The 18,470-nt window shown below is 62.9% G+C and carries 17 protein-coding genes; 9 read left to right on the top strand and 8 right to left on the bottom strand.

From position 1 onward, the window contains the following. Positions 1 to 159 precede the first annotated feature (159 nt). Genes C4J85_RS01120 through C4J85_RS01110 form a run of 3 tightly spaced genes read right to left on the bottom strand, consistent with a single transcriptional unit; the run spans position 160 to position 2,117 of the window. Positions 160 to 561: a biopolymer transporter ExbD gene (locus tag C4J85_RS01120; protein WP_124360761.1), complete on the bottom strand. Its 402-nt coding sequence runs from the start codon at positions 559 to 561 to the stop codon at positions 160 to 162. A 1-nt stretch (position 562) separates the two neighbouring features. Further along, on the bottom strand, positions 563 to 1,285 hold the full coding sequence (locus C4J85_RS01115; RefSeq protein ID WP_124405748.1) for a MotA/TolQ/ExbB proton channel family protein: 723 nt from the start codon (positions 1,283 to 1,285) through the stop codon (positions 563 to 565). A gap of 25 nt (positions 1,286 to 1,310) precedes the next feature. Then, entirely contained in the window at positions 1,311 to 2,117 is an 807-nt protein-coding gene (locus C4J85_RS01110) for an energy transducer TonB (protein WP_124408794.1), read from the bottom strand. A gap of 357 nt (positions 2,118 to 2,474) precedes the next feature. Here C4J85_RS01110 and C4J85_RS01105 point away from each other — a divergent pair, with 357 nt between their 5' ends. After that, positions 2,475 to 3,674: a CynX/NimT family MFS transporter gene (locus tag C4J85_RS01105; protein ID WP_124408793.1), complete on the top strand. Its 1,200-nt coding sequence runs from the start codon at positions 2,475 to 2,477 to the stop codon at positions 3,672 to 3,674. On the opposite strand, the gene C4J85_RS01100 is transcribed toward C4J85_RS01105, so the two are convergent. Next, complete coding sequence (locus C4J85_RS01100; protein WP_124408792.1) at positions 3,645 to 5,984, bottom strand: TonB-dependent receptor; 2,340 nt, start codon at positions 5,982 to 5,984, stop codon at positions 3,645 to 3,647. The two genes, C4J85_RS01105 and C4J85_RS01100, sit on opposite strands and share 30 nt — an antisense overlap. A gap of 155 nt (positions 5,985 to 6,139) precedes the next feature. Between C4J85_RS01100 and C4J85_RS01095 the strand changes: the two genes are divergently transcribed. Together C4J85_RS01095 and C4J85_RS01090 are read left to right on the top strand one after the other, a co-directional pair. Continuing rightward, a complete protein-coding gene (locus tag C4J85_RS01095) occupies positions 6,140 to 7,084 on the top strand; it encodes a LysR family transcriptional regulator (protein ID WP_124408791.1) in 945 nt (314 codons plus the stop codon). Between the two features lie 197 nt (positions 7,085 to 7,281). Next, positions 7,282 to 8,889 (top strand): alkaline phosphatase family protein, encoded by a 1,608-nt coding sequence (locus tag C4J85_RS01090; protein ID WP_124408790.1) that lies wholly within the window; start codon positions 7,282 to 7,284, stop codon positions 8,887 to 8,889. A gap of 135 nt (positions 8,890 to 9,024) precedes the next feature. Here C4J85_RS01090 and C4J85_RS01080 read toward each other — a convergent pair whose 3' ends face one another. Beyond that, the gene (locus tag C4J85_RS01080) at positions 9,025 to 9,930 is read right to left on the bottom strand and encodes a TauD/TfdA family dioxygenase (RefSeq protein ID WP_124365392.1); all 906 of its coding nucleotides are present in this window, start codon (positions 9,928 to 9,930) and stop codon (positions 9,025 to 9,027) included. Between the two features lie 181 nt (positions 9,931 to 10,111). Here C4J85_RS01080 and C4J85_RS01075 point away from each other — a divergent pair, with 181 nt between their 5' ends. After that, positions 10,112 to 11,032, top strand: a complete 921-nt coding sequence (locus tag C4J85_RS01075) for a LysR family transcriptional regulator (RefSeq protein ID WP_124408789.1) — start codon at positions 10,112 to 10,114, stop codon at positions 11,030 to 11,032. A gap of 105 nt (positions 11,033 to 11,137) precedes the next feature. Here the strand turns inward: C4J85_RS01075 and C4J85_RS01070 are convergent, their stop codons facing one another. Beyond that, complete coding sequence (locus tag C4J85_RS01070) at positions 11,138 to 12,139, bottom strand: ABC transporter substrate-binding protein (RefSeq protein ID WP_124360753.1); 1,002 nt, start codon at positions 12,137 to 12,139, stop codon at positions 11,138 to 11,140. A gap of 277 nt (positions 12,140 to 12,416) precedes the next feature. On the opposite strand from C4J85_RS01070, the gene C4J85_RS01065 reads away from it, so the two are divergent. Both C4J85_RS01065 and C4J85_RS01060 read left to right on the top strand, forming a co-directional pair. Further along, a complete protein-coding gene (locus C4J85_RS01065; protein ID WP_124365389.1) occupies positions 12,417 to 13,991 on the top strand; it encodes an ABC transporter permease in 1,575 nt (524 codons plus the stop codon). Next, positions 13,988 to 14,803 carry an ABC transporter ATP-binding protein gene (locus C4J85_RS01060; protein ID WP_124408788.1) on the top strand — a complete coding sequence of 272 codons (816 nt, stop codon included), beginning with the start codon at positions 13,988 to 13,990 and terminating at the stop codon, positions 14,801 to 14,803. Before C4J85_RS01065 ends, C4J85_RS01060 begins: the two co-directional genes overlap by 4 nt. On the opposite strand, the gene C4J85_RS01055 is transcribed toward C4J85_RS01060, so the two are convergent. Further along, the gene (locus tag C4J85_RS01055; RefSeq protein ID WP_124365387.1) at positions 14,790 to 15,860 is read right to left on the bottom strand and encodes a fatty acid desaturase; all 1,071 of its coding nucleotides are present in this window, start codon (positions 15,858 to 15,860) and stop codon (positions 14,790 to 14,792) included. The two genes, C4J85_RS01060 and C4J85_RS01055, sit on opposite strands and share 14 nt — an antisense overlap. Positions 15,861 to 15,961: 101 nt before the next feature. Here C4J85_RS01055 and C4J85_RS01050 point away from each other — a divergent pair, with 101 nt between their 5' ends. Next, positions 15,962 to 16,966: an AraC family transcriptional regulator gene (locus tag C4J85_RS01050; protein ID WP_124365386.1), complete on the top strand. Its 1,005-nt coding sequence runs from the start codon at positions 15,962 to 15,964 to the stop codon at positions 16,964 to 16,966. A 125-nt stretch (positions 16,967 to 17,091) separates the two neighbouring features. Here the strand turns inward: C4J85_RS01050 and C4J85_RS01045 are convergent, their stop codons facing one another. Next, positions 17,092 to 17,457, bottom strand: a complete 366-nt coding sequence (locus C4J85_RS01045) for a response regulator (protein WP_124365385.1) — start codon at positions 17,455 to 17,457, stop codon at positions 17,092 to 17,094. Between the two features lie 100 nt (positions 17,458 to 17,557). Here C4J85_RS01045 and C4J85_RS01040 point away from each other — a divergent pair, with 100 nt between their 5' ends. Continuing rightward, entirely contained in the window at positions 17,558 to 18,031 is a 474-nt protein-coding gene (locus C4J85_RS01040) for a heme-binding protein (protein WP_124408787.1), read from the top strand. Between the two features lie 28 nt (positions 18,032 to 18,059). Further along, positions 18,060 to 18,470 (top strand): hydroxyisourate hydrolase, encoded by a 411-nt coding sequence (gene uraH / locus C4J85_RS01035; protein ID WP_124360746.1) that lies wholly within the window; start codon positions 18,060 to 18,062, stop codon positions 18,468 to 18,470.

The following is an 18,470-nucleotide window of genomic DNA, read 5'->3' as shown; positions in this document are numbered from 1 at the left end:
TGCGCAGTCCAGCGGGAGCAAGCTCCCTCGCCACAGGTTACTTTTTACCCTTTCTACTTCTTAACTGACTGGCATTAGGGCTTGCCCCTCCCACATCCAAAAAAAAAGGCCGCACCCTGCCAAGGAAACGGCCCAAAAATCGTCGCGGCTTTGTTGCGATTAACGTGCGGTAATCACTGACAGCTTGGTTATCCCCGCGCGCTCGATAGACGCCATGGCTCGCGCCACTTCGCCGTAGTTCACACCATCGTCAGCCTGCAGTTGCACCCGCACATCGGGGTCCTTGGCCTTGGCCGCCTGCAGCTTGAACTCCAGCAGGTCCGGCTGGATTTCGTCCTTGTTGATAAACAGTTTGCCGGCACCGTCGATGCTCACCACCAGCGGGTCTTTCTGCTCGACCGGGGCCACGGCTTCGGTCTTGGGCAAATTGATCGGAATCGCATTGGTGAGCAGCGGCGCGGTGACGATGAACACCACCAGCAGCACCAGCATCACGTCCACCAGCGGCGTGACGTTGATCTCGCTCAGCACCTCGTCGCTGTCTTGGGTGGAGAAGGCCATGTCAGGAGGCCTCCTTCACTTTTTGCGGGTTGGCGGCGCTGGTCTTGGTCAGCGCCGGGTGCAACAGCACGCGAAAGGCGTTTTTCTGCGCGAGACTGTAGAAGTCGTGGGCAAAGTCGTCCAAGTCGGCAGCCGTCAGCTTCAGGCGACGCAGGAAATAGTTGTAGACCAGCACCGCTGGCACCGCGACGGCAATCCCCACGCCCGTGGCGACCAGCGCCGCACCGATGGGGCCCGCTACGGTTTCCAGGCTGGCCGAACCGGCGGCGCTGATGCCCTTGAGCGCCTCCATGATGCCCCACACCGTGCCGAACAGGCCGATAAACGGCGAGGTGCTGCCGATGCTGGCGACCACGGCCAGGCCGGTTTCCAGGGAGCGGCGTTCACGCACGATCTGCTGGCGCAAGGCACGCTCAAGGCGGTCTTGATGATTGATGGCCTGGCTCAGGTCAGCCGCGTGCTGGGTATCGCCGACCTGGATCGCGGCGTAACCGGCATGGGCTACTCGGGCCGCCGCGCCCGGTTGGGTTTCAGTCAATTCGGCGGCGGCGTCCAGGCTTGAGGCAGCCCAGAATTTTTTATGAAACCGGCGATCCTGGGCCTTGAGGCGCCCGAATTGCACGCCCTTCAACAACGCCAAGCCCCAGGTGGCGACCGAAAAGACCACCAACAGCCAGATCACCGCGCTTTCAATGGATTCAAGTGGAGATGCCAAAGCCATGATGTGTTCCCTCTGTGCAGCTGAATAATTAATGGATCTTGAAATCGATCGGCACGCTGACCCAGCCGTCCTGGGCCACGTCACCCTGCTTGGCCGGCACGAAGCTCCAACGCTTCACGGCGGCCAATGCGGCGTCATCGAGTTGCTGGCGACCGCTGCTTTTCTGCAGCTGGATTTCACCCGGTTTGCCGCTGGCCAGTACGTGCACCCGCAACAACACGGTGCCCTCCCAGCCGCGACGCTGGGCCAGCGACGGGTATTCCGGCGCCGGGTTCTTCAGGTAAGCGGCGTTGGCCGAAGCGGGCGTTACCGGGGCCGGCGCGGGCGGTGCAACAGGTGCCGGCGGCGCGGGTACAGGCGGCGCGGGCGGCTGTTCGATCGCCTTGGGTACCGGCTTGGGCTCAGGTTTGGGCACGGGCTTGGGTTTGGGTTTAGGAATCGGTTTGGGCGGCGCCGGCTTGGCGGCCAACTCATCCACCACCGGCGGCGGCGGCTCGATCATCGCAGGTGGCGGCGGCACGGGCAGTGGCGGCTCGACCACGGGTGGCGCCGGCCGGGAAAACTCGATGGTCATCGGCGGAATTTCCGGCGGCACCACTGGCAGCACCGGAGTGGGCTTCTGGCTCACCCAATAGATCACGGCGCCGTGCAAGGCCAACACCAGCAAGCCCAACAGAACGCCTTCGCGTCGGCTGGAAAACCGCTTGGGGGTCTGTTGCAAGCGCAGCTGCCCCAACGGCGCACGGTGCGGCCGGCCAAGGTCGACCAACTCACCACCCGGTGCCAGGCGCCATTGCGCCTCTTGTGCACTGGCGGCGGTCTGGACATTGCCCATTGATTCACTCCCTACGGCTTTAAGACCAAAAAACCGACAGGCCTGCTTGAAAGGCCGTCGAGGGCTGAATCATCGGGGTTGAGCGCTTATCTCTTAAAGTAATCTTTAAAGTTATGGATATATCTAAAGCGAATATAAAAATGGGCCCGCTGCGTCAAGCCCGCGTCTTCCGTGGCTTTGCGCGAAGCGCTTGTTTTTGCATGCGTTTACGGCATACAAAATATTCAGCGAAGGCATGGTTCAAACGGGATTTGCATCGCACTAGGCAAGCAACTCACCACGGGTGTGCTCAGGCTGTCGACCCAGCACAACGGCTGGCATACTCCCTGCCTCTTTTTGCACTCCGGCAGGTCCTGCATGACGCTTAACCATTCGATCGCCAGCAAGCTCGCAGGCTGGGGCCTCCTGGTGGTCCTGGGACTGAACCTGCGGCCCATCCTCAGCTCCATCAGCCCGCTGCTCGGTGAAATTCGCCAAGCCACCGGCCTGAGCTTTCAGAGCAGTGCCTTGCTCACCAGCTTGCCGGTGGTGTGCATGGGGTTGGTGGCGCTGGTGGGCGTGCGGGTAGAAGCACGGCTGGGTGAACGGCGCGGCATTGCGCTGGGACTAGTGACGATTTTGCTGGCGTGCCTGGCGCGCTGGCTGATGGGCCAGGCCTCGGCGCTGTTGGTCACGGCATTGCTCGGCGGCGCGGGTGTGGCGCTGATCCAGGCGTTGGTACCGGCGATGATCAAGCGCGAATTTCAGCACCGAGTGCCGGTGGCGATGGGCGTGTATTCGGCGTCGCTGATGGCCGGTGGAGGGCTCGCGGCGCTGCTCAGCCCGGTGGTGGCCACGTATTTCCAGCAATGGCAGGCGGGCCTGGGCGTGTGGCTGTTGCCGGCGCTGGGGGCGTTGTTGCTATGGGCAGGGTTGCCACTGGGCGCCGCCCGAAATACACAGGTTGCCCCGGCCTTCAAAGGCCTGCGCAACCGCCGCGCCTGGCTGCTGGCGCTGTATTTCGGCCTGGTCAATTGCGGCTACATGAGCATGGTGGCCTGGCTGCCCGCCTACTATCAGCAACTGGGTTGGGGCGTGCTGCCCAGCGGCTCGTTGCTGGCGTTCATGACCATTTTCCAAGTAATCGCCGCGCTGTTGATGCCAGTACTGGCGCAACGTGGGATCGACCGTCGCCCGCTGCTCGGCTTCAGCCTGTTGGCGCAAACCCTCGGCTACCTCGGCCTGATCATCGCGCCCACCGCATTCCCCCACCTATGGGTGGCCTTGTGCGGGTTCGGCCTGGGTGCGTGCTTCGCCCTGAGCCTGCTGCTGACCCTCGACCATCACCGCGACCCACGCCAGGCCGGGCAACTGGCTGCCTTCGTACAAGGCGTGGGCTTTTTGATTAACGCGATTTCGCCGTGGTTGACCGGCTGGCTGCGCGAACTCACCGGCCACTTCATCAGCGCCTGGGTCGTGCTCACGGTAACGGCGGTGGCGATGCTGCTGGTGACGCGGGTGTTCAGCCCGGCCACCTATCGCACCGGGCTAGAAGTCGTAGCGCCCGGTCACGCCTAGGGTACGCGGCGTGCCCAGCAGGCCTTCGTAACCGCCGTTGCCGCCGGTCCACAGGGTGGTGTAGTAGGTTTTGTCGAAGGCGTTTTTCAGCCACAACGACACATCCCACAGGCCTTGTTCGTAGTTGCCGCGCAGGCCTGTGGAGAGGTTGACCAGCGCATAGGCGGGGATCTGCCCGTAGTCGGAGTCTTCCACCGTGCCCACCGCCTTGGAGCGAAATGCGTAGCTGGCGGTGACGTAGGGTTCAAAGCCGTTATCCAGGTTCCACTTGTACTCGCCGTTGGCATTGGCAATCCATTTCGACGCGCCCACCACCTGGTGCCCGGTCAAGTCGCAGGACGCCGGCGCACCGGGGCGCAGGCTGACTTCCGGCGGGCATGGCGCGTCCTTGTAAGACAGATAACTCACGTCGTTGAACGAGCCGTTGATATTCAGCGTCAGGCCCTTGATCGGCACCAGGGTGCTTTCCACTTCAACGCCCCGCGAGCGCACGGAGCCGGCGTTGGTAAGGTATTGCACACGGTTGTCCTGGTCGTAGGCGTTGGTCTGGTAGCCGTTGACCTGGGTCCAGAACAGGTTGGCATTGAGCTGCAGGCGTCGATCCCACAACGTGCTCTTGAAACCCAACTCGGCATTGTTGGCCCGCTCGGTGCCGATCAGCAGCGAGTCGGCCCCGGCCGTCGGTGCCGAGCCCACCGCCAGGTTGACGCCACCGGACTTCTCGCCGTGGGACAGCGTCGCGTAGCCCAGCAGGTTGTCGTTGAAGTGATAACTGAGATTGAGCAGCCCCGACGGCGTGGCGCTGTATTGCGTCAGGTCACCCGAGTCATACGCCCCGGCACGCCCGCGCCGCGCCGTGGCAGCCGCGCCGCTGACCGCTGCGCCGCCGAGCGGGGCATTGCGTGTCACCCAGGCACTTTTTTCTTCGTAGGTGCCGCGCAGGCCGGCGGTGAAATCCAGGCGTTCAGTCAGGTGCCAGGTGCCTTGGGCGAACAGCGCAAAGCTGTCGGTGCGGATGTGCCCGTTGCCGACGCTGCTCACATTATTCAACGAGCCGGTCGGCGTGCCGTTCCAGATGTCCGCCCTCGGGCCGTAGTAGGCGAAGGCTTGGTTATCCAGGTCTGAGCCGAAGTAGTAGGCGCCGAGCACGTAGTCGAAGAACCCGCCCTGGGGTGAAGCCAGGCGAAATTCCTGGGACCACTGTTTGTCTTCCACCGATACGCCGGCGTTATACGAGGCCGGCACGTTAAGCCCGTCATCATTGCGCGGGGTGAAATTCCACCAGCGATAGGCGCTGACCGACGTCAGGGTGAAATCGCTCGGCAAGGTCCAGTTGGCCTCCAGCGACGTTCCGCCCTGAAACACCGTGACGTGCTGGTCATTGTCCAGATTGACCTTGCGGTGGGTGCCGTCGACCAGCGTGGCGCCCGCTGCGTTGGCCCTGGACTGGTAGAGGTTGGTACCGTTGATGGTCGGCCCGGTGCTGTAGAGCACACGGGTACCGGCGCTGGAATCCTCCTCGTTGTAGTCACCGATCCAGCGCAGGTTGAACGCCTCATTGGGCTTGTACAGCAGTTGCCCGCGAAAGCCCTGGCGTGAACCGCCATTGAGGTCGTGCCCGTCATGCTCGTTCTTGATGTCGCCGTCGCTGCGCGTGCGATAGGCCGAAAAGCGCCCGGCCAGTTCATCGCTCAGCGGGCCGGAAATCGTGCCCTTGGTCTGGAAATAACCGTCCTCGCCCAGCGAGGTTTCGATGCTGCGCTCCGGGGTGAAACTCGGCGCGCGCGTGCTGATATTGATCACCCCCGCCGTGGTGTTCTTGCCGAACAACGTACCTTGCGGGCCGCGCAGCACCTCGAGCTGCTCGATGTCCATGAGGTCGAACACCGCCATGCCGGGACGGCCGAGGTACACGTTATCGATATACAACCCCACGCTGCCTTCCAGGCCGTCACTGGCCGGGTTGTTGCCCAGGCCGCGAATCGACACGCTGGACTGGCGCGCATGCATATAGGCGACGTTGACGCTGGGCACCAGTTGCTGCAAATCCTGAATCCGGTACACCCGCTGGCTCTCCAGCGCTTGGCCGCCGACCACGCTCATGGGCGTCGGTACCGCCTGGGCGCTTTCGGTGCGCCGCCGTGCGGTGACCGTGACGGTTTCCAGCTGACCACTGGCGCTTTCGCCCGCAGGCGCCGGCTCGGCCGCGTGGCTGGGCGTCCAACCGGCACTGCCCGCGAGCAACAGGGCCAAGGGCAGGCGCTTGAGCGTCCAGGGAGAGCAAGGTAAAGCGGGCGTGAACAGACTCATGAGCGGCTCCGGAACCCAGGAATATTCAATCTCTGATATTCCTTTAGGTTATTTATTTATGTTTTTACGAACATTTACTGCATAAGAGATAGCCTTTATAAGGAGTCGACCTAATGCATAGCCAATGCATTTCCCGGATATTTTTGATGTGAAAAATGCATATCGACCTGCGCCAGCTTCGCCACTTCATCGCCCTCGCCGAACAACGCAGTTTTGTCGCGGCGGCGTTGACGGTGAACCTGTCGCAATCGGCCTTCAGCCGCAGCATCCAGGCCCTGGAACACAGCGCCGGCTGCCAGTTGGTGGACCGCGGGCGCAAAGACCTGGCGCCGACCAAACAAGGCCAGGTGCTGCTCGAACATGCCCGGCGCCTGGTCAGCGGCGCGCAGCAATTGGCTAACGAAATCAGCCAATTCAATGGCCTCGAGGCGGGCGAACTGCGCTTCGGTTGCGGCCCGGCCCCGGCGGGCGGCTTGATCCCCCGCGCCATCGGCAGTTTTATCGGGCGCTATCCCAAGGCCCGCGTGCAGTTCCAGGTGGACGACTGGGACAGCCTGAGCAAACGCCTGCTCAGCGAAGAGTTCGAATTCTTCGTCGCCGACACCCGCCATTTCGAAGCCAACCCCGACTATCACACCCATCGCCTGCGCCCGCGCCGCTGGTACTTCTGCTGCCGCGTCGGCCACCCCCTCGCCGCCCGCGACAGCGTCAGCGCCGCCGAACTGATGAGCTATCCGCTGGCCGTGACCATCCGCCCACCGAACCTGCGCAAAGTCATCGTCGACCTCAGCGGCCGACCGGATTACCTGCCCAATGTCGAATGCGAAAACGGCTACAGCCTGCTGGGGGTGGTGCTGCGCTCGGACGCCATCGGTATCGTCAGCGCCAACAGCGACGTGCTGCAGATGGCTCGCGGCGAATTGGTGTGCCTGGCGATCGACGGCCTGGATGAAAACCTGGAGGAGCGTTACACCCGCTACGGCATCGTCAGCCGCGCGGGGTATCGGTTGTCACCGCTGGCGGAGGCGATGATTGAGCAGATCAAGCAAATAGATGAGTTGGATGAAGACATGTGTACGCTGGAGAATGTCGCTGTGTGAACCGACGCCATCGGGGGCAAGCCCCCTCCCACATTTGAATGTATTCACAGATCAAGTGTGGGAGGGGGCTTGCCCCCGATGGCGCCGGTAGCAATACCCATGCAGTCCCTGCATCAAACCCAGTCCCCAAATGCACTTGCCAGCGCCCTACCCAAACAGCGAAAAAACCTCACCTGTCCTCCATTCGGTGAAGCCTCATGTCCCAACCCCAACCCGTGCGCAATGTGCTGTACATCATGTGCGATCAACTACGCCGCGATTACCTGTCGTGCTATGGCCATGCGCATTTGCACACGCCGAATATCGACCGCCTTGCCGCCGCCGGCGTGCGTTTCAGCCGGGCCTATACCCAAGGCACCATTTGTGGGCCGTCGCGGATGTCGGCGTACACCGGGCGTTATGTCAGCAGCCACCAGGTGGCGTGGAATGCCGTGCCGCTGCCCCTGGACGAGCTGACCATTGGCGACTATCTGCGCCCCCACGGCATCCGTACTGCGCTGGTGGGTAAGACCCACGCCACGCCGAATCTGGATGCGCTGCAACGCGTGAACATCGACCCTGAAAGCGCCCAGGCCGAGCCGCTGAATGAAGTGGGCTTCGACACCTACTTTCGTCACGACGGCATCTACCCCGACAGCCCGCTGTTCGAGGATAAACGCGAGTCCGCGCCCTACACCCATTACCTGCGCGAACAGGGCTACAGCGGCAGCAACCCGTGGCATGAATGGGCCAATGCCGCACAAGGTGAAAACGGCGAAGTGCTCAGCGGCTGGCATATGCGCAACGCCGGTTTGCCGGCACGGGTCGCCGAGCAGCATTCGGAAACCGTCTACACCACCGACCGCGCCATCGACTTCATCCAGGAGCAGGCCGAGCAACCCTGGTGCCTGCACCTGTCCTACATCAAGCCGCACTGGCCCTATATCGCACCGGCGCCGTACCACGCGATGTACGCCGCCGAGCATGTGCAGGCGCCGATTCAACCGGAGCAGACCAGCGATCACCCGGTGTACCAGGCATTCCGTCAACATCAGGAGAGCGTGAATTTCTCCCGCGACGAAGTGCGGCTCACGGTGGTTCCGACCTACATGGGGTTGATCAAACAGATCGACGACCAGCTCGGGCGGCTGTTCGATTTCCTGCAAAGCAACGGGCGCTGGGATGACACGCTGATCGTGTTCACCAGCGACCACGGCGACTTCCTCGGCGACCACTTCCTCGGTGAAAAGGAATTTCTACTGGAGCCTGCCGTGGGCATTCCCTTGATTGTGCGCGACCCGCGCGCCGGTGCCGATAGCAGCCGCGGCTCGGTGGACGCGCGCCTGGTGGAGACCATCGATGCCCTGCCGACCTTCCTCGACGCCCTGGGCCTGCCCGCCGCCGATCACCGCCTGGAAGGCCGCTCGCTGATCCCGCTGCTGCATGGTCAGCCGACCCCTTGGCGCCAGTATGCGATTGCCGAATACGACTACGCCTTCCAGGCGCCGGCCCGCGAGCGCCTGGGCCAGCCGATCGACCGTTGCCGCATGACCATGGTGCGCAGTGAGCGCTGGAAATACCTGGCGTACGACGGCTTTCGCGCGCAGCTGTTCGACCTGGAAAACGACCCGCAGGAAGTGCACGACCTGGGCGCCGATCCGGCCTATGCGGATGTGCGCGAGATACACGTGGGTTATCTGTTCGAGTGGCTGCGTGGGTTGAAGCGGCGCACGACCATCAGCCACACGGAGATTGAAGTGCGTGGTCAGTGGTTTCGCTACGGGGAGCCAGAGGCGGAGAAGGTCGTGCAGATCGGGGTCTGGTAAGGCCTATGATCGTTCCCACGCTCTGCGTGGGAATGCAGCCCGTGACGCTCTGCGTCACCTGTGCGCGGTAGCGGGACGCGGAGCGTCCCAGGAGGCATTCCCACGCGGAGCGTGGGAACGATCATCTCTGTGAATTTAAAGGCCTTTGGTGGTCTGGCTGCGTTGGCCCTGCACACCCACCGGCACATCGCCCTTGAGCGTCACCCGGCGCACGATGCGTTCCTGGGTGCCGTAGTCATCCACCGCGTAATGCTGGGTGGCGCGGTTGTCCCAGATGGCCACGTCGCCGCTGTTCCAGCGCCAGCGCACGGTGTTTTCCAGGCGGGTGACGTGGCTTTGCAGCAGGTTGAACAGTTGCGTCGAGTCGGCCTGGGAGTAGCCTTTCAGGCGTTTGACGAAATGCCCCAGCAGCAGGGTTTTCTCGCCACTGACCGGATGCACGCGCACCACCGGGTGCTCGGTTTCATACACCGTCGAGGTGAACACCTTGCGGTATTCTTCAAGCTTCTCCACCGCCACGTCCGGCTTGCGCGCGGCGTAGTCGTATTCGTTGCTGTGAATGGCCCAGAGGTTATCGGCCAGGGCGCGCAGTTCGACGCTGAGGTCGTTGTAGGCGGCCGCCGTGTTGGCCCAGACGGTGTCACCGCCGGAGGCTGGCGCCAGCACTGAACGCAGGATCGAGGCTTTCGGGTAGGCGTCGACGAAGGTCACGTCGGTGTGCCAGGAATTGGCGCGCTGGCCGCGGGTGCCGTCCAGCTCCATCAAAAAGCGCGTGCCGTCGCGTACCGGCACAGTCGGGTGCGCAATCGGCTCGCCGAGCAGATGGGCGAAGGCTTCCTGGCTCTGGTCATCGAGGTGCGTTTGCTCGCGAAAGAAGATCACCTTGTACTGCACCAGCGCTTGCTGGATGGCTTCGACCGTGGCGGCATCGAGGTGACCGGACAGTGTGATGCCACGAATCTCGGCACCGATGCGGCCGGCAACCGGATGAATCTCCAGTGCCTGGGCGATGGGTTGAACAGCTAATGCGGCGTTGCTCATTGTAGTGACCCTCATGTGCCTGCGGATGGTGGAACGCTCGCCGACAACGCTCTATTCATATGCCTTTTAGATCTAGCAATTGAACCAATGCTTCGTTGACGGAATAAGAGCTTGCATTTAAAACCTCAGCTGGGTCGCTCGCAAATGCCTTCGACCTATTTTTCAAATGCCGGGAATGCATATGGATCTTCGTCAGCTGCGCTACTTCATCGCCCTCAACGAACACCGCAGTTTTGTGCGTGCGGCGGACGCCATGGGCATCACGCAACCGGCGTTCAGCCGCAGTATCCAGGGGCTGGAACAGGAGTTTGGCTGCGTGCTGGTGGACCGTGGCCACAAGGACCTGCGCCCGACACCGGAAGGTCAGGTGGTGCTGCAACACGCCCTGACCCTGGTGCATGGCGCCGCCTTGCTGAGCAGTGAAGTCACGCGCATGACCAAGCTCGATGCCGGCGACCTGCGCTTCGGCTGCGGCCCGGCGCCGGCGGTGAAGCTAGTGCCGGATGCGGTGGCGCGTTTTATCGGCGCGCACCCGAAAATCCGCACCAGTTTCCAAGTGGATAACTGGGAAAAGCTCAGCCGTGCATTGAGCCGTGAGGAGATCGAATTCTTCATTGCCGACATCCGCCAGTTCGAAGCCGACCCGAACTTCCAGACCCGTGCGCTGACGCCCAAGCGCGGCGTGTTTTTCTGCCGCCCCGGGCACCCGCTGCTGGCCAAGGACAGCCTGTCGACCAACGACATGTTCGACTACCCGCTGGCCGCGCCGCTGATCTCCCAGGGCATTCGCAAACTGCTGGCAAACCTGAGCGGGCGCATGGACTTTTCACCGAGCATCCAGACCGAACACTTCCCGGCGCTGGTAAAGATTGTGCTGCAGTCCAATGCCATCGGCGTGGGCACCGAAGAAGCGTTCGCCGAGGACATCGCCCGAGGTGCGCTGGTGCTGCTGCACTGGCGCAACCTGCCGCAGAGCCTGGAGACCCTGAGTGCGCGGTGCGGGATTGTCAGCCGTACCGGGTCACGCTTGTCGCCGGCGGCCAAGGCGATGATCGAGACGTTGGTTGAGGTAGACAGGCAAGAGGTGAGTGTGGCGGTTTGAAGGGCCTCATCGGGGGCAAGCCTCCTCCCACAATTGATCTGTGAATAAATTCAAAATGTGGGAGGGGGCTTGCTCCCGATAGCTATGGCCCAGGCACCACTCAGCTCAAAGCCCCGCCGCCACCAACCCAGGCGCCACCCAGTCACTCACCTGAAACGACCGGCGAATCAGCTTTTCCCTGGACGCCAAATCCACTGCATCCTGCAATTTGCCAAGGAACACCGGATCAAGCGTTGCCGGGAAAATCGCGCTGAGCTGCTGGTCTTTCAGATCATTGGTCAGGATCACCGGCGGATAACTGGCCAGCCCCGACACCAGCTCGATGTAGGCCTGCTTGTTGTTGTCATCGGTCAACCACTGCACCGCCTGCTGCTGGGCCTTGAGCAGCTTGGCCACGGCGTCGGGATGCTCATCGACAAACTGTTTGCTGCCTACCAGCACCGCCTGAATGCTGCCGGCGCCGCCGAGGTCCTTGGTGGTCAGGGCGATTTCGGCCAGCCCCTTGGCTTGCAGCGCGGTCAGGTTCGAGCCGCCCCAGGTCGCGTCGATCTGCTTGGCGGCCAGCGCCGCACCGGCCGCGTTGAAATCCAGGTTGATGACTTTCAGGTCTTTCTCATTCAAGCCCTGGCTGGCCAGTGCGCTGTCGAACGACAACTGGCTGGCCGTGCCGCGAAACACCGCGACGCGCTTGCCCTTGAGGTCTTGCAGGGTCTTGATGCCCGAGCCCGGTACCACGCCGAGGTACTGCTTGATGTCCCGTGCCGTTGCACTGAGCAAGCGGGTCTGCAGGCCATTGGAGCGGCCGATGATGGCCGCCAGGTCGCCCAGGTAGGCGAGGTCCACCTGGCCGTTGGCAAAGGCTTCGTTGATCACCGGGCCCGCGCCCTTGAAGTAATTCCACTGAATCGTGATGCCTTGGTCGGCGAAGGCCTTTTCGAAGATCTGCTGTTCGCGCAACACATCGGTGATGCCGCCACCGCTGTGTTGGGTGCCAGCGCTGAGGTCGGGCACGGCAATGCGGATTTCCTTGAGTTCGGCGGCATGCACCAGCCCCGCCAGTGCGGTGCCCGCGAACAGCGTGATCAGACGTTTGAAGGGCAGTTTCATAAGCGCAGCTCCTGGTGGGCGACGGTCGCCGGGGAGCTGAAAGTAGGCACAGGCTGCTGAAAACTTTAAATACTATAAATTCACAATTTTATAGCTTTTAGCACTATGCAAGCCAAACCGCAGGCTCCAGCGGACTATGCATAAACAGCATTGAAAATATTCTTCGAATGCATTGGATGCGTGCCGGGCGCAGGCTTTAAATGACTTCTCTTATCCCACAATCATCTTGATTACGTTTTTATAAGATCGAAATCACATAACGAAAGGGAAGTCCTCAATGGCCCGGAGCGCACGGTTGAGCCCGCCTCTTACAACGCCCATCCTGCGCTGGCCGTCGTTCAGCCACTGGCTGCTGCCGCTGTCACTGTTTGCCCTGTGGTGGCTGGCCAGCCGTCAGCAGTGGATGAGCGAACAGATCCTGCCGCCGCCTTCACTGGTCTGGCGCAGCGCGGTGGAACTGGCGGGCGGCGAGTTGTGGAGCCATTTGGCGATCAGCCTGCAGCGCTTGTGCTGGGGCTTGCTGGCGGGCATCAGCGCCGGGGCCTTGCTCGGTGCCTGGCTGGGCTTCAGCGCGCGTGCCGAGCGCCTGGTATTCCCGACATTCAGCGCGCTGTCGCAGGTGCCGACCCTGGCGTGGATCCCACTGTTCATGGTGTTTTTCGGCATTGGCGAGACGCTGAAACTGGTGGTGCTGGTCAAGGCCATCGTGGTGCCAGTCACCCTGCATACCCTGGTCGGCGTGCGCGACGCCCAACCGCAGTTGCGTGAGGCTGCGCGGGTGCTGCGCCTGCCCACCCCTCTGCTGATCCGCCGGCTGATCCTGCCCGCCGCCCTGCCGGCGTTCATGGCCGGCGTGCGCCTGGCCCTGGCGGCCGGTTGGACGTCGCTGCTGGCGGTGGAATTGCTCGCCTCCAGCGAAGGCATCGGCTACCTGATGGTGTGGGCGCGCCAGTTATTCATGCTCGATATCGTCTTTGTGTGCATCGTGGTCATCGGCGTGCTGGGCGTGGCGATGGACCGTGGCATCGGCTGGCTGGATCGGCGCTGGGTGCACTGGCCGCATCCGGCCACGGCGCAGATCCGTCGCGGCCCGCGTTACCACGGCTGGCAACGCCTGCAGCCGTGGCTGCTGCCGCTGTTGTTGCTCGCGCTGTGGCAGGTGGCGACGCAACAGGGCTGGGTCGACGCGAATATCCTGGTGAGCCCGTGGACGGTGCTGCACACCACCGCCTCGGGTGTCGCGGATGGCACGCTGTCGGGGGCGCTGGGCAAAAGCCTGGGGCGCACCTTGGGCGGCTTGGTGCTGGGCGGCAGCCTGGGGTTTGCCGTGGGCTTGTGGCTGGGCTTGTCACCGCGCAGTGAGCGGGTACTGGGCCCTACCCTCGCCGCGTTGCGCCAGATCGCCATCTTCGCCTGGGTGCCACTGCTCACGGCCTGGTTTGGCCTGGGGGAATTGGCCAAGTGGGTGTTTATCGGCCTGGCGGCGTTTTTCCCCTTGTTTGTCGCCACCCAGCGCAGCGTGTTGAACCTGTCCCCCCAACTGAGCGAAGCCGCCCAAGTGCTGCGCCTGGACCTGCCCCAACGGCTGCGCTGCCTGATCTTGCCCGGCGCGGCAGCGGGAATTTTCGCCGGCCTGCGCCTGAGCCTGATCTACGCCTGGCTGGGCACCATCGGCGCGGAATACTTCATGCCGTCCAACGGCGGTATCGGCAGCCTGATGATCGGCGCCCAACAGCTGCTGCGCATGGACTTGATCATGAGCGGCATGCTGCTGGTCGGCCTTACCGGCGCCACCCTCAACCTTGTCGGCCAACGCCTGGAAACTCGCGCCACCCGCTGGAGACACGCATGAACGCACCGATTGTCAGCTTCAACCATGTGGGCAAGTCTTTCGATGTGGACGGCTTCGAATTGGAGGCCATCCGTGAGTTCAACCTGCAGATCGCCGAGGGCGAATTCGTTGCGATTGTCGGCTCCAGCGGTTGCGGAAAATCCACGCTGCTGCGCTTGCTGGTGGGGCTGGATACGCAGTTTCGCGGCGAGATTCAGGTGGACGGTAAGCCGGTGAACGGCATCGGTGGCGAACGCGGCATTGTGTTCCAGGAACACCGCCTGTTTCCGTGGCTGACGGTGGCACAGAACATTGGCCTGGGTCTGGTCAACGAGACCTTGAGCGAGGCCGAGCGCAGCCGGCGCATCAGCGACTTTATCGAACTGGTGGGCCTGACTGACTTCACCCGCGCCTATCCTCACCAGTTGTCCGGCGGCATGGCGCAACGGGTGGCGATCGCTCGCGGCTTGGTCGCCAGCCCACGAATTCTGCTGCTGGACGAGCCGTTCGGCGCACTGGATGCGCTGACCCGCCAGCAGATGCAGGACGAATTGCTGGCGATCCGCGCCCGCGCCAGAATCACCACGGTGCTGGTGACTCACGACGTGGAGGAAGCGATTTTCCTGGCCGACCGGGTGGTGGTGATGGAGCCTCGACCGGGACGGATCAAGCAGGTGGTCGAGATTGCCCTGCCCCATCCACGCCAGCGCAGCAGCTTTGAATTCCACCAGTTGCGCGAAGAGCTGCTGCATGAATTGACCAGCGACGATCACTACCAGCCGCCGGCGCGCGAACAGATCCGCGACCTGCCGTTGGCATTCATCGCTTGCTGAATGACAGCTCGCTGCGCGGCTGCTCCTGGCGCTCAAGCCGATTGGCCCGCGCAAAGGTGCCCAAATCATTGAAGCGCACACCCATCTCGGCCATGACCTTGTGCGCCACCTTAGCGGTCATCTGGCGAATATAGAACGGCTCCTTCACCACAAAATGGTGGATGCCGTGGGTGCTGCCGAAATTGAAGCAGAACGCCTGCAACGGCCACATCCACCAGGGGTTGAGCACCTGGGTCTGCTGGATCACATTGCCCAGCTCCACGTCGCCGTAGTAATGCATGTTGGAGCTGACGAAGTGCAGGCAGAAGGTGCGCAGCACGTTGGGGCCGATGATCACCACGGCGGCGATGTCGATCACCTGCATCATCTGCAGCGTCCCGGCTGACCATTCGATGGGCGCGCCCATCAGGCTGGCGATGCCATTGGCGGCATGAAAACCCAGGAACACGTACCACGCGCCCCAATGCAGCAGCGCCAGCGGTGCGTACACCATCACTACGCGCTTGAGGATGCTGAACCGGTGCCGCCAGGTCTTGGCGCGCAGCAGGCGGATCAATGCCGACATCATGTTGTCGCCCACCATCAGCAAGCGCGCGATGCCCCAGGGCTCGCCGTTGGTGATCGCGCGCTCTTCCATATCGGCCTCGGTACCGGAGACCTTGTGATGGTTAAGGTGCAGGTGCCGGCGAATCCATGGATTGATGGTGCTCGGTCGCGCCAGCCAGACCAGGCCCATCATCAGGTTGTGCGGCACGCGCTGCTTGCGAAAGTACATGCTGTGGATCAGGTCATGTTCCAGCTCATGGGTGAGTGAGGCGAAGAAGGCATTGAGCAGCAGGCACACCCACCAGGCCATCTGACCGCTGATATAGAGCGCTGCCGAACCCAGCATGCCGACCAGCGCAAACGCCAGGATGCCCGCGCCCAGGGCGTCCTGATGCAGCAGCCAGGGGTGGCGCTGGCGCAATCGCACGCCCTCGGCCAGCACCACCTCACGGATATGCGCCGAACGCTGTTGGGCGTTCATCTGCTGGGGACTTGCACAAGTACCGTCCATGCTTCCATTCTCTAGTGGAGTGATGCCTGCATCCTGCACCCTACCCTGGCGCAGGGCGCTAGCTCCGCACGCCAACCTGTTGACCGCAAGCGCCAATCGCCATGACCGAACCCACCTCCCTCGCCAGTTGGACCCGCGCCCTGCGCAAGCAACTCGACGCCCTGGGCCTCGACAGCGCCGCGCTCTGCCGCGAGGCCGGGCTCGACCCGCTGTTGATGGACGACCCGAATGCGCGCTACCCGTTGTCGGCCACCACGCGCCTTTGGGAACTGGCGGTGCAGGCCAGTGGCGATCCGGCGATTGGCTTGCGGGTGTCGAGGTTTGTCAGCCCCACCACCTTTCATGCGTTGGGGTATGCGCTGGTGGCCAGCGGCAGCCTGCGCGAGGTGTTCGAGCGTATCGTGCGCTATCACCAGGTGGTCAGTGATGCCCTGAGCCTGGAGCTGAGCCGTCACGGTGACGGCTACCGTTTCCGCCTGCTGCAACCCGAAGGCAGCCCGGCGCCGGCGCTGGAAGCCATCGATGCGTTCGCGGCGATCTATGTGCGCACCTGCCGCAATCGCCTGGGGCGTGACTACGCACCGCTGGCGGTATACCTGCGGCGCCCGGAACCGGCCGACCCTGCACCGTGGCACACGGTGTTTCGCTCACCGGTGTTCTTCGGCGCCGAGGAAGACCGCCTGGAGTTCGCCGCCCGCGACTTCGACAGCCACCTGGACGACGCCAACCCGGAGTTGGCCGAACACAATGAAACCGTGCTCAAGCGCACCCTGGCCCAACTGCAACCGCTGACCTGGGAACGCAAGGTGCGCGCCGCCATCGAGGCGCAACTGCCCGACGGCGAACCCAGCGCGGAGCGGATCGCCCAGGCGCTACATTTGAGCCTGCGCAGCCTGCAGCGGCACCTGGCGGATGAAGGCTGCCGGTTTGATGCGCTGCTCAATGAGTGTCGGCAGAACCTGGCGCTGTTGCACCTGCGCGATCCGCAGTGTTCATTGGCCGAGATCAGCCATTTGCTGGGGTTCGCCGATACCAGCAGCTTCAATCGGGCGTTCAAGCGCTGGACGGGGATGACGCCGGGGCAGTTCAGGGATGGGTTGCGGTAGGGAGATGTGGGGTGGCTGTAATGGCCTCATCGGGGGCAAGTCGAATCGTCGCACCGCCCCTCCCACAGTTGGAATGCGTTCACCTGTGGGAGGGGGCTTGCTCCCGATAGCGATTGCCCAGGCCATCACCGTCCCCGATCACGCCGCAACACCTTCCTCACCCGCGCCACCAATGCCTTGGCATCAAACGGCTTGAGCAAGTAGTCGTCTTCATGCAATTCCAACCCGCGCAAACGATCTTCAATGCCATCGGGCGTGGTCAGAAACAGCACGGGCGTTTCGCCGCGTTGGCGAACCTCCTGCTGCAACTTCCAGGCATTCAGGCCCGGCAGCATCACATCCAGGATCACCAGGTCGTACACGGTGCTTTCCACAAACCGTTGCGCGGCCATGCCGTTGGCCGCGACTTCCACGGTAAAACCGGCCTCGCTCAAGCCCTGGGCCATCCGTTGCGCCAATTGCGGCTGGTCTTCCACTAACAACACGTGCATGCCTTACCTCTGGGTTTGATTACAAACCTGTCATCAAATTGTGCGGCTTTTGTCCACCTCCACTGGCTACCGTGACGGCCTGCCTTCTGGAGCGTTCACCATGTATCGCACTGCTTTATTCCTGAGCCTCGCCGTCGCGACTGCCGCCCAGGCGACGCCACAACTGCCACGCCACGCCACGCTTGATTTACGCACCGCGCGCCAATTGGCCGATGCCAGCCTGGCTCACTGCAACGCCGCGCTGACCGTGCTCGACCGTAGCGGCAACCTGCTGCTGAGCCTGCGCGCCGACGACGTTGGCCCGCACAACAGCCTCGCCAGCCAGCGCAAGGCGTACACGGCGTTGTCGACCAAAACCCCAACCCGGCTGTTCGCCGAGCGTGCGCGCAACAACCCCGAGGCCGCCAACCTTAACAGCTTGCCCGAATTGCTGTTGCTCGGCGGTGGCGTGCCGCTGTTTGCCGAGAGCGAACTGGTCGGCGCGCTGGGCATCGCCGGTGCCGGCGGCGCGCCGCAGGATGAAGCCTGCGCCGTACAGGCGGCCGAGCAACTGGGCTTGAAAATCTCCCCTTGATTCCACTCCTGTCAACAAGGACTTCTCGATGAAAACCCTAAGCATGACCCTCGCCGCCCTCAGCCTGAGCGGCCTGTGCAATCTGGCCCTGGCCGACGGCAACCCGCTGAGCGTGCATGTGCTCAACCTGGAAAATGGCCTGCCGAGCGCCGGCGTCAACGTCACCCTGGAAGAACACGTGGGCGACCAATGGCAGGCGCTGTCCCAAGGCGTGACCAACCAGCAAGGGCGCATCGCCGAACTGTTCCCGGCTGATCGCAAAATGAAGCCGGGCGAGTACCGCGTGGTGTTCAAGACCGGCGACTATTACAAGAAAGCGAATCGCGAAACCTTCTTCCCCGAAGTGCCGGTGATTTTCCAGGTCAAGCAGGCTGACCAGCACTACCACATCCCGCTGTTGCTCAGCCCTTACGGCTTCTCCACCTATCGCGGTTCATAG

Source organism: Pseudomonas sp. R4-34-07, from assembly GCF_003852375.1.
Classification (GTDB): domain Bacteria; phylum Pseudomonadota; class Gammaproteobacteria; order Pseudomonadales; family Pseudomonadaceae; genus Aquipseudomonas.
The sequence above is the reverse complement of the archived record's forward strand: the minus strand, read 5'-3'. Positions and strand labels throughout refer to the sequence as shown.